The organism is Microvirga arabica (assembly GCF_016811235.1).
Taxonomy (GTDB): Bacteria; Pseudomonadota; Alphaproteobacteria; order Rhizobiales; family Beijerinckiaceae; genus Microvirga; species Microvirga arabica.
On record NZ_JAFBID010000008.1, the window covers coordinates 125,974 to 136,620 of the forward strand.

9 protein-coding genes are annotated in these 10,647 nt (G+C 64.4%); all 9 read right to left on the reverse strand.

Annotated elements, in window-relative coordinates:
* Positions 1-91: 91 nt before the first annotated feature.
* Entirely contained in the window at positions 92-2,518 is a 2,427-nt protein-coding gene (gene gyrB, locus JQC81_RS06640; RefSeq protein WP_203271026.1) for a DNA topoisomerase (ATP-hydrolyzing) subunit B, read from the reverse strand.
* Between the two features lie 201 nt (positions 2,519-2,719).
* Positions 2,720-3,334, reverse strand: a complete 615-nt coding sequence (locus JQC81_RS06645) for a LysE family translocator (protein ID WP_203271027.1) — start codon at positions 3,332-3,334, stop codon at positions 2,720-2,722.
* Positions 3,335-3,396: 62 nt separating this feature from the next.
* Positions 3,397-4,560, reverse strand: a complete 1,164-nt coding sequence (gene recF, locus JQC81_RS06650) for a DNA replication/repair protein RecF (RefSeq protein ID WP_203271028.1) — start codon at positions 4,558-4,560, stop codon at positions 3,397-3,399.
* Between the two features lie 198 nt (positions 4,561-4,758).
* Positions 4,759-5,877 (reverse strand): DNA polymerase III subunit beta, encoded by a 1,119-nt coding sequence (gene dnaN, locus JQC81_RS06655; RefSeq protein WP_203271029.1) that lies wholly within the window; start codon positions 5,875-5,877, stop codon positions 4,759-4,761.
* A gap of 161 nt (positions 5,878-6,038) precedes the next feature.
* Entirely contained in the window at positions 6,039-7,490 is a 1,452-nt protein-coding gene (dnaA, locus tag JQC81_RS06660; RefSeq protein WP_246520279.1) for a chromosomal replication initiator protein DnaA, read from the reverse strand.
* A gap of 830 nt (positions 7,491-8,320) precedes the next feature.
* The gene (gene rpsT, locus JQC81_RS06665) at positions 8,321-8,587 is read right to left on the reverse strand and encodes a 30S ribosomal protein S20 (protein ID WP_036354247.1); all 267 of its coding nucleotides are present in this window, start codon (positions 8,585-8,587) and stop codon (positions 8,321-8,323) included.
* A gap of 175 nt (positions 8,588-8,762) precedes the next feature.
* The gene (locus tag JQC81_RS06670) at positions 8,763-9,533 is read right to left on the reverse strand and encodes a TSUP family transporter (RefSeq protein ID WP_203271041.1); all 771 of its coding nucleotides are present in this window, start codon (positions 9,531-9,533) and stop codon (positions 8,763-8,765) included.
* Positions 9,534-9,556: 23 nt separating this feature from the next.
* The gene (locus JQC81_RS06675; protein ID WP_203271031.1) at positions 9,557-10,330 is read right to left on the reverse strand and encodes an enoyl-CoA hydratase; all 774 of its coding nucleotides are present in this window, start codon (positions 10,328-10,330) and stop codon (positions 9,557-9,559) included.
* 84 nt (positions 10,331-10,414) lie between these two features.
* Positions 10,415-10,647, reverse strand: a 233-nt coding sequence (locus JQC81_RS06680; protein WP_281400233.1) for a zinc finger domain-containing protein, incomplete at its 5' end; no start/stop codon positions are given.

Genomic DNA, 10,647 nt, shown 5'->3' on the forward strand with positions numbered 1-10,647 from the left:
TTTACAAAGGTATCCAGGACCCCAATGGAAATTTCTCATTTCTTCATGCACATTTCTTATTATTTCATGGACTGTGCAGAAGGGTGCCGGATCAGACGTCCAGGTTCGCCACCGAGAGGGCATTCTCCTGGATGAACTCGCGGCGCGGTTCCACCACGTCGCCCATGAGCTTGACGAAGAGGTCGTCGGCGTCGGTGGTGTCCTTCACCTTCACCTGCAGCAGCGAGCGCACGTCGCGGTCGAGCGTCGTCTCCCAGAGCTGCTGAGCGGTCATCTCGCCGAGCCCTTTGTAGCGCTGGAGCTGCAGGCCCTTGCGGCCGGCGGAGAGAACCGACTGGAACAGCGAGAGCGGACCGTCGATCTGCATCTCGTCGTTCTTGCGCACGAGCTTCGCGGGCCTCGCATAGACGTCCTGCAGGGAGTTGGCGCGCTCGTCGAGCTTCTTGGCCTCCTGGCTGGCGATGAGCGCCTGGTCGAGAACGGCGGTCTGCGTCACGCCGCGCACGGTGCGGGTGAAGACATAGCCGCCCTCGCGAACCTCGCCGGCCCAGCCGCGCTCGAGTTCATCCGAGATCGCATCGAGGCGCTGGGCAATGTAGGCCGCCTTCGTGGGACCCTGCTGAGGGTCCTCGGCAACGTCGGGACGAAGCGCGCCGGCAATCGCTGCCTGCTCCACGATCTTGCGGTCGTAGCGGGTGTGCAGGCTGTTGAGCACCTGCCGCACAAGCCGCGACTCGTCGATCAGCCCTCGGAGCTGATCGCCCTGGAACGACACACCGGTTTCGAGCTGCAGCGCGGCGTTCTCAATCCCTTCGCCGACAAGGTAGTCTTCCAACGCGCGCTCGTCCTTCAGGTAGATCGAGGACTTGCCGCGGGTCGCCTTGTAGAGCGGCGGCTGCGCGATGTAGAGGTGCCCGCGCTCGATCAGCTCCGGCATCTGCCGGAAGAAGAAGGTGAGCAGCAGGGTGCGGATGTGCGAGCCGTCCACGTCCGCGTCGGTCATGATGATGATGCGGTGGTAGCGCAGCTTGTCGAGGTTGAACTCCTCGCGGCCGATGCCGGTGCCGAGCGCGGTGATCAGCGTGCCGATCTCCTGGCTGGAGAGCATCTTGTCGAAGCGCGCGCGCTCCACGTTGAGGATCTTTCCACGCAGCGGCAGCACGGCCTGGAAGGCGCGGTCGCGACCCTGCTTGGCGGATCCACCGGCCGAGTCGCCCTCGACGAGGAGCAGTTCGCATTTCGACGGATCGCGCTCCTGGCAGTCGGCGAGCTTGCCGGGCAACGACGCAATATCGAGCGCGCCCTTGCGGCGGGTGAGCTCGCGCGCCTTGCGGGCGGCCTCGCGGGCGGCGGCGGCTTCCACCACCTTGCCGATCAGCGTGCGGGCCTCCTGCGGATGCTCCTCAAGCCAGTTGTTGAGCGCTTCGTTGACCACGTTCTCGACGGCCGGGCGCACCTCGGAGGAGACGAGCTTGTCCTTCGTCTGCGACGAGAATTTCGGGTCCGGCACCTTCACGGACACGACGGCTGTGAGGCCCTCGCGGCAATCGTCGCCGGTGAGCGAAACCTTTTCCTTCTTCGTCATACCGGAGGATTCCGCATAGCCGTTCACCTGGCGGGTGAGCGCTGCGCGGAAGCCCGCGAGGTGCGTGCCGCCATCCCGCTGCGGGATGTTGTTGGTGAAGCACAGCACGTTCTCGTGGTACGAGTCGTTCCACCAGAGCGCCACCTCGACGCCGATGCCGTCCTTCTCGGAGCGGATCATGATCGGCTGCTGGATCAGCGGGGTCTTGGCGCGGTCGAGATAGCGCACGAAGGCCTCGACGCCGCCCTCGTACATCAGCTCCTCGCGCTTGTGCTCCGCGTGACGCTTGTCGGTCAGGACGATGCGCACGCCCGAGTTCAGGAAGGCGAGCTCGCGCAGGCGGTGCTCCAGGGTGTTGTAATCATACTCCACCATGGTGAAGGTTTCCGTGGAGGCCAGGAAGGTCACTTCCGTGCCGCGCTTGCCGTCGGCGTCGCCAACGACCGCGAGAGGCGCAACCGCATTGCCGTGCTTGAACTCGATCTCATGAGCCTTGCCGTTGCGGTAGATGCGCAGCTTGAGCCAGCTCGAGAGCGCGTTCACCACCGAGACGCCCACGCCGTGCAGGCCGCCGGAGACCTTGTAGGAATTCTGGTCGAACTTACCGCCCGCGTGCAGCTGGGTCATGATGACCTCGGCTGCCGAGATGCCTTCGCCCTTGTGGATGTCGGTGGGAATGCCGCGGCCGTTGTCGGTGACAGTCACCGAGCCGTCGGCGTTGAGCGTGACTGTGACTTCCGTAGCGTGACCGGCGAGCGCCTCGTCGATGGCGTTGTCCACCACCTCGTAGACCATGTGGTGGAGGCCCGAGCCGTCGTCGGTATCGCCGATATACATGCCCGGCCGCTTGCGCACCGCATCAAGGCCCTTGAGCACCTTGATCGATTCCGCGCCATAGGCGTCAGCATTCACGTTGATAGCAGGTTCGGCCATTTGGGATCCTTCGGAGCGCAGCAAAAGGGGTGAGGCGTGCGCTCGAGTTTTGATTCGTCAGATCAGTTATTTAGGGACGAATGGTTGAAATTTCACCCCCACGCGCCTACGCGCGCGTGGAAAGCGGCAAAAAATCCACGAAAAACTGCCGAATCGGGACATCTCAAGGGCGGTTTGTTGCCTCAGGGCTGGAGGTGCCTCTCAGCGCGCCGCAACGGCAGCCGCAGCCCCTGCCATGACCGTGCCGGTGGTGCGGTTGAGGATCCGGATCGCCCGCGGGCTGGTGAATAGCCGGCGGGCACGAGCGGCGAGAGCGATATAGCCGGCAAAGACCACGCCGAGCACCGTCAGGGTCGCAACCACGAGCTCGGCAAATCCCAGAGGCGTGATCCGGGTGAGATCGAGGAAGGTGGGCAGGAGCGCCAGGTAGAACACCATGACCTTTGGATTGCCCAAGGTTAGCGCGAGCCCGCCGAAAAGAAGCTTGGCGGGGTGCTCCGCCCTGGCCTCGGCCTCAATGTCCTGCGGCACCGCAGGGGCCGTCCAGATCTTGTAGGCGATGTAGAGGAGATAGGCCGCTCCTAAGTATTTCACCACCAGGAACACGCCGTGAAAGGCCTGGGCCAGAGCGGCGAGCCCCAGGATAGCGAAAGACAGCCAGACCACATCGCCCAGAGCGACGCCGATGCTGAACGCCACCGCACCTTTCGGGCCGCGCCCCAGGACCCGCGCCACGATGGCGGCGATGCCTGGACCCGGCGAGGCCGCGGCAATGAACAGGGCGGAGGAGAAGAGCAGAAGGCCTGCGAGATCCATGGGGTTCACCCGAAGACAGGAGCGTCGTTGCCGCTCAGCATAGAACGATCGGCCTTGAGGCGCTATTCAGCTCTTGTGATGGGTTCGATCACGCCGGGAGAGACCTGCAGCACGTCGGCGCGGCCCTCGAGTTCGGCGAAGAGGCTCGGGTCGGCTCCCGTCATCCAGACTTGGCCGCCAAGCGATTCCAGCGCCGCGAAAAGGCCGGCCCGGCGGCGGGGGTCGAGATGGGCCGCCACTTCGTCGAGCAGCACGAAGGGCGCGATGCCGCTCATGCTGGCCACAAGCCGGGCATGGGCGAGCACGAGGCCGATGAGCAGCGCTTTCTGCTCGCCGGTGGAGGCCGTGTTGGCCGGGATGTCCTTGGGGCCGTGGCGAACGAGCAGGTCTGAGGCCTGAGGCCCGACGAGGGTGCGTCCGGCAGCCCGGTCGCGGGTGCGATAGTCGCGTAAGGTGGCCCGGTAGCAATCTTCGGCATCGACGGCCGGCAGGGTAGCCACCAGGGTATCGAGATCGCCTTCCAGGCCCATCGTGGCGAAGGGGAAAGGAGAATCCTCCTCCCGGGTCTCCAGGATCAGGCTTGCAAGGCGCTCCACCGTCTCACGTCGCGCGGCCGCGACCGCGATGGCGAGCTCCGCCACCTCGCGCTCCAGCGCATCGAGCCAGAGCCGGTCGTCGGGGTTCTCCTCCAGCACGCGGTTGCGCGAGCGCAGCGCCCGCTCCAGCGCATTCACCCGCGTGCCATGCTCCGCATCGACCGCGAGCACGAGCCGGTCGAGAAAGCGCCGCCGGTCGCCCGCGGGGCCGCGGAACAGGGCGTCGAGATCGGGGGTGAGCCAGACGATGCGCAGGTATTCGGCAAAGGCGGTGGGCGAGGACGCCGGCATGCCGTCGATGCGGCAGATCCGCGAGGCGCGTGCCGTCTCGCTCTGCGGTTCTAGACCGGTGCCGAGCCGGTGTTCGCCGTAAGGGGCATCGAGGGTGACGGACACGGCAAAGGAGCCCGGCCCTTCCTTGCGTGCCATCTCGGCGAGTTCCGTACGCCTCAGGCCTCGACCCGGCATGAACAACGAGATCGCCTCCAGCACGTTGGTCTTGCCGGCCCCGTTCTCGCCCACCAGCGCCACGAGCGGGCGTGAGACAGTGAGGTCCAGACTCGCATAGGTGCGGAAATCCTGGAGGATCAGACGAGCGATTCGGGAAGCAGCGACGGGGGCGGAGGACATGCGCCCCCTTCATTCAGGAGCGGGAGCTAAAGATCAAGCACGAGATCAGCCGCTGTCATTCCGGGGCCGCGTAGCGGAGCCCGGAATCCATAAACACGACGTTCCAAGAAAGAGCGGCCGACGTCGTGCCTTGTTCTGCAACGTTAGCGGTTATGGATTCCGGGCTCGCCTTCGGCGCCCTGGAATGACAGGAGGTGTTTACACCCGCATCGGCATCAGCACGTAGAGCGCCGCAGCGCCCTCGCGATCTTGGACGATGGTGGGGGAGCCGGGATCGGCGAGCTTGAACACGGCCGTGTCGCCGTCGAGCTGAGATGCGATGTCGAGGAGGTAGCGGGCGTTGAAGCCGATATCGATTGGCGCCGCATCGTAATCGACCTCGAGCTCTTCCGTTGCGCTGCCCGAATCCGGGTTGTTGACGGTGAGCGTCAGGCGCCCGTCGCCCAGCGCGAGCTTCACGGCACGGCCACGCTCCGACGAGATCGTCGAGACGCGGTCCACGGCCTTCGAGAAATCGGCGCGCTCGACAACGAGAACCTTGTCGTTCCCGGCCGGGATGACGCGCTGGTAGTCGGGGAAGGTGCCGTCGATGAGCTTGGAGGTCAGCACCACGCCGTCAAAAGTCAGTCTCACCTTGGCGGAGGACAACTCGATGGTGATGTTTTCCGAGCCGTCTTCCACGAGCTTGACGATCTCGGCCACGGCCTTGCGCGGAATGATGACGCCGGGCATGCCTTCCGAGCCGCCCGGTGCCGGAATCTCGACGCGAGCGAGACGATGGCCGTCCGTGGCGACGGCGCGCATGACCACCGAGCCGCCCGCATCCAGCGTGTGGAGATAGATGCCGTTGAGGTAGTAGCGCGTCTCTTCCGTCGAGATCGCGAACTGCGTCTTCTCGATCAGGCGCTTGAGGTCGGCGGCCGCCAGCGTGAAGCGGTGCGGCAGGTCGCCGGCGGCGAGATCCGGGAAGTCGCTTTCGGGCAGAGCCTGCAGCATGAAGCGCGAGCGGCCGGAGCGGATCTGCATCTGGCCCATGTCGGGCGTCATCTCGAGGGAGACCTGCGCCCCGTCCGGGAGCTTTCGCACGATGTCGTAGATCATGTAGGCCGGGACGGTGGTGGAGCCGGCCTCCGTGATGTCGGCCGGGATCGTCTCTGTCACCTCGATGTCGAGGTCCGTGGCCTTCAGGCGCAGGGAGCCCTCTCCGGCCCGCAGCAGGATGTTGGACAGGATCGGAATGGTGTTGCGGCGCTCGACGACGCGGTGCACGTGCCCCAGCGCCTTCAGCAGAGCGGCGCGCTCAACGGTAACTCTCATAACCTTCGATACCCGGTTTCGGTGAAATTCTTGGCCCGTGCCTGCGGCAGGTCGCCCTTGAACGGGACAAGCAGGGCAGCAAGATTGGCTTTTGTCGGCGGAGAAAGCAAGGCCGGGGCCATTCTAACCCCTGACGCCAGGGCAGACCGGCCTCGATTGCCCTATTCCTGCAGCATGCGCTTGAGGAGCTCGACCTCGTCGGAGAGGGCGTGGTCCTCCCCCAAAGCCTTCTCGATCTTGCGCACGGCGTGGAGCACCGTGGTGTGGTCGCGCCCGCCGAAGCGGCGGCCGATCTCGGGCAGGGAGCGTAACGTCAACACCTTGGACAGGTACATGGCAATCTGGCGCGGCTTCACCACGGCGGCGGTGCGGCGCTCCGAGAGAATGTCGGAGCGGGAGACGTTGTAGCGCGAGGCCACCAGCTTCTGGATGTCCTCGATCTTGACCCGCTTGGGCTCCCGGTTGCGCACGAGATCGCGGATCGCGGTCTCGGCGGTCTCCAGGGTGATGGCGGAGTTCGTGAGCGTCGCGTGCGCCAGCAGGCGGTTCACGGCGCCTTCGAGGTCGCGGCCGTTGGCCGTGATGGAGCGGGCCACGAAGGCAATCACGCTGGGGCCCACCTCAAAGGTGGGATGGATGGTTTTCAGGGCCTCGATGCGGGTGGTGAGGATCGAGGTGCGAAGCGCCTCGTCGAGGGCACTGACCTCGACCACGAGGCCGCCGGCGAGGCGCGAGCGCACCCGCTCGTCGAGATTCTCAAGATCCGCCGGCGGTCGGTCGGCAGCGATCACGATCTGGCGGCCCGCATCGATGAGGGCGTTCAGGGTGTGGCCGAATTCCTGCTGGATCTGCTTGCCCTGGATGAACTGCACGTCGTCGATGATGAGCAGGTCGATGCCGCGCAGGCGCTCCTTGAAGGCAAGCGATGTCTGCGCCTTCAGGGAGGCGACGAAGCCGTACATGAAACGGTCGGCCGTGAGATAGATCACCCGGCGGCCCTGGGCGCGCACCGCATGGCCGATAGCATGCAGAAGATGCGTCTTGCCGAGGCCGACGCCCGCATGGAGATAGAGCGGGTTGTAGATGGCCTGCCCGTTCTGGGCATGGGCGACCCGATCCGCCGCCGCATGGGCCAGCGCATTGGAGCGGCCGACAATGAAGCTCTCGAAGGTCAGGCGTGGATCGAGCGGGGCGCCGCCGAGATCGCCGGCCTCGCCGCGTTCCTCCTGAGACGAGGGTGCGGAAGAACTCTTGATCTCATGGGCCATGCTCGGCATGGCCATGGAAGGAGCCGGCACTGGGCGCGGCGCTTCGCTCGCCCGGCGCTGGGCTGCGGGATCGCGCCCGAGGGTGCTGCGCACGCCGATGGACACGCGCTCCACGTCGCCGGACTCAGAGCGGTAAACCGCGAGCACCCGGTCGGCGTAATGGGATTCGATCCAGCTCTTCAGGAACCGCGTGGGAACGGTCAGATAAGCGCAGCCCTCGACCACCGAGTCCAGCTCCAGGCGTCCGAACCAGCTGGCGAAGATGTCCTCGCCCAGTTCGGCCCGAAGGCGGCGCTTGACCCGCGTCCAAACCTCGGACGCCGATTGCTCGCCTGGAACATCCATGCCGTTCTCGCTCGGAGCGGCAAAGGTGCGGTGATCTTCGCTGCGATACATCAATGTTCCTCCACGAGGCTTCGACGCGCTACACCGTCGAAACCCCCACGCATGACCCGTCTTGAACACCAAGGCACAGCTGCCTCACAGGTTATCCAAAACGTGGCGCCCCCAATTGTACTAAAGATTATTCGATGTTCTTTAAGTGGAGATGGTCGTCAACTGCCACCTCCTTTGTCTTCACTCAAGGTCTATCAAGTTTACCTCGCGACAAAGGATGAGCCTTCGCTTGCTTCTTATGAGAATGAAACAACGACTGATCTCCGCACATGCTGTCTTTGATTCAGGCTTTGAGTGAATGACTTAACGGCGAGCCGTTGAAGCAAGTTGACCTTACACAGGGTGCGGGAAGGCGTGCAATATGGCTGACTCGACTCGCAAGCTCCTTGAGCCACCCGGCTGCGTTCACAGCCTCGTCCACAGGTTTTGAATCTGAGCTGTAAAGCGCTGACTCTTCAACTGATTCACTGTGTCATCACAGCCTGTGCGCAGGCCCGAAAAAAGAGTTTTTGCGCAACCTTGATTCACAACCGATTCACTCCGAATCGAGAGTGATTCTGATGCTTCGCGAAGCTTTGCCTGCTAAGCTGTTGAATGCACTTCATCTTTTATGTGCATTTTGAATCCGGGCTGTTGAGCTTTCACCCTGTCACACGGGGATAAAGTCAAGCTCCCGTGTGGATAAAATTCGCGCTGAAAATCGGGATCCGGAAACGAAAAAACCCGGCCTCTCGGCCGGGTCTGATCCATGATGAAAAGACAGCTTTGAGGGCTGCTTTTTAGGCGCTCAGCGTCTTGATGCGGCTCGCGAGGCGCGAGACCTTTCGAGACGCGGTGTTCTTGTGCACGATGCCCTTCTGGGCCGCGCGCATCATCTCCGGCTCGGCGGCGCGCAGAGCGGCCGCGGCCTCGGTCTGGTTGCCGGACGCGATGGCCTCTTCAACCTTGCGGACGAAAGTCCGCATGCGGCTGCGACGCGACTTGTTGATCGCGGTGCGCTTCGCGATCTTGCGGGTCATCTTCTTGGCGGACACGGTGTTGGCCATGGCCCATCCTCGTTCTTTTCAAAATCCCGATGGCCAAGCTCAAGCCCTTGGGAGAGCTCCGGCAGCGATCGGTTGATTGCATGGAAACCGAAGAGCCCGCGGGACGCGCGGGCTCATGTGAGGCGGCTTATAGACGTGATGCCTGCGAACGTCAACGACCATAGGCCTTTGCGCGTCAAAAAAGCGCCAAAAGGCCCTGGCGCCAGGGGTTAGCCGGGTCGAGCAGGAGCCTCAGGGCCATCAGGCTCGACACCAGGACCAGGAGCGGGCGGATGAGCCGGGAGCCTAGCCTCATGGCCAGCCGAGCCCCCACCTGGGCGCCGAGCAGGGATGCCACGGCCATGGCGATCCCCAAAAGCCATACCACAGCGCCGGTCGCCGCATACAGAAGGAGGCTGCCGAAATTGCTCGCGAAATTGACGAGCTTGGTATGGGCCGTGGCCTTGACCACCCCGTAGCCCAGCAGCGTCACGAAGGCGAGCATATAGAAGGAGCCCGCACCGGGGCCGAAGATGCCGTCGTAGAAGCCGATGGCCACGGGCGCCGTGAGGCCGAAGGCAAGCGCCGTCATGCGGGCATGGGCATCCTCGTCCTTCATCTTGCGCGAGAGAGCGAAATAGATCGCCATCGCGATCAGCATGACCGGGATCAGCACCTCGAGCACGGCGCGCGGAAGGAACTGCACGCATAATGCTCCCGCGATGCTGCTGGCGAAGGCCACCAGGGTGAAGCCCCAGGCCTTTTCCCACTCGATCAGGCCCTTGCGGCCGAAGGTATAGGTGGCGGAGGCCGCCGCCACCGAGCCCTGCACCTTGTTGGTGGCGATCGCCTGCGCCGGATCGAGGCCCGCGAGCATGAGCGCCGGCACGGTGAGAAGCCCGCCGCCGCCGGCAATGGCATCCACGAAGCCCGCCAGAAAAGAGATCGCGGCGAGCGCCGCGACCATGTCGAAGCCGATGTCGAACACGATCAGCCGTTCTTGAACTCAGGGGGGCGCTTGTCCACGAAGGCCGCCATGCCTTCCTTCTGGTCGGCGGTGGCGAACATGGCATGGAACAGGCGCCGCTCGAAGCGGATGCCCTCGGACAGCGACACCTCGTCGGCCCTGTTGACCGTTTCCTTGGTCATCATGGCGATGGGCAGCGACATACCGGCGATAGTCTCGGCCGTCTTCATCGCTTCAGTGAGGAGGTCGGCCGCCGGCACCACGCGGGCCACAAGCCCGGAGCGCTCGGCTTCCTCGGCCCCCATCATGCGGCCCGTCAGGCACATCTCCATGGCCTTGGCCCGGCCGATGAGCCGGGTGAGGCGCTGGGTGCCGCCCATGCCCGGCATGACGCCGAGCTTGATCTCCGGCTGGCCGAACTTGGCGTTGTCCGCCGCGATGATGAAGTCGCACATCATGGCGAACTCGCAGCCGCCGCCGAGCGCAAAGCCCGCCACCGCGGCGATCATGGGCTTGCGCCGTCCCGACACCTTCTCCCAGCCGGAGAAGAAATCGGCCATGTAGGTGTGCGGATAATTGAGCTCCGCCATCTCCTTGATGTCGGCCCCAGCCGCAAAGGCCTTCTCCGAGCCGGTGATGATGATGCAACCGATATTCGGATCCGCTTCGAAGGCGTCGAGCGCCTGGTTCACCTCGCCCAGGAGCGTGGAATTGAGGGCGTTCAGGGCCTGTGGCCGATTGAGGGTGATGAGCCCCACCCTGCCGCGCGTCTCCGCGAGAATCGTCTCAAAAGCCATGGGACATCTCCTGCTCGATGATGGGACACCGGTAGGCGAGGGCGAAAAGCCCGGCAAGTGAAAATCGGAAGGCTTTCCCCGAGATCAGGAGCGTTTCTGGCATTCCGGGCAGTAGAAGGTCGAGCGGCCGGACTGTACGAGGCGGGTGACCGTCCCGGTGCAGTCGGGTGTGATGCAGGGCTCGTTCTCCCGGTCATAGACCCGGAAGGAGTGCTGGAAGTAGCCCAGGGACCCGTCGACCTGCGCATGGTCGCGCAGGGTCGAGCCGCCGGCCTCCACCGCCTCGGCGAGCACGTCGCGGATGACGTCGGCAAGCT

Excerpts from the sequence above, each read along its gene's own strand:
- gyrB (WP_203271026.1), bottom strand. The coding sequence starts at position 2,518 with ATGGCCGAACCTGCTATCAACGTGAATGCTGACGCCTATGGCGCGGAA.
- JQC81_RS06645 (WP_203271027.1), bottom strand. The coding sequence starts at position 3,334 with ATGGATCTCGCAGGCCTTCTGCTCTTCTCCTCCGCCCTGTTCATTGCC.
- recF (WP_203271028.1), bottom strand. The coding sequence starts at position 4,560 with ATGTCCTCCGCCCCCGTCGCTGCTTCCCGAATCGCTCGTCTGATCCTC.
- dnaN (WP_203271029.1), bottom strand. The coding sequence starts at position 5,877 with ATGAGAGTTACCGTTGAGCGCGCCGCTCTGCTGAAGGCGCTGGGGCAC.
- dnaA (WP_246520279.1), bottom strand. The coding sequence starts at position 7,490 with ATGGATGTTCCAGGCGAGCAATCGGCGTCCGAGGTTTGGACGCGGGTC.
- rpsT (WP_036354247.1), bottom strand. The coding sequence starts at position 8,587 with ATGGCCAACACCGTGTCCGCCAAGAAGATGACCCGCAAGATCGCGAAG.
- JQC81_RS06670 (WP_203271041.1), bottom strand. The coding sequence starts at position 9,533 with ATGGTCGCGGCGCTCGCCGCGATCTCTTTTCTGGCGGGCTTCGTGGAT.
- JQC81_RS06675 (WP_203271031.1), bottom strand. The coding sequence starts at position 10,330 with ATGGCTTTTGAGACGATTCTCGCGGAGACGCGCGGCAGGGTGGGGCTC.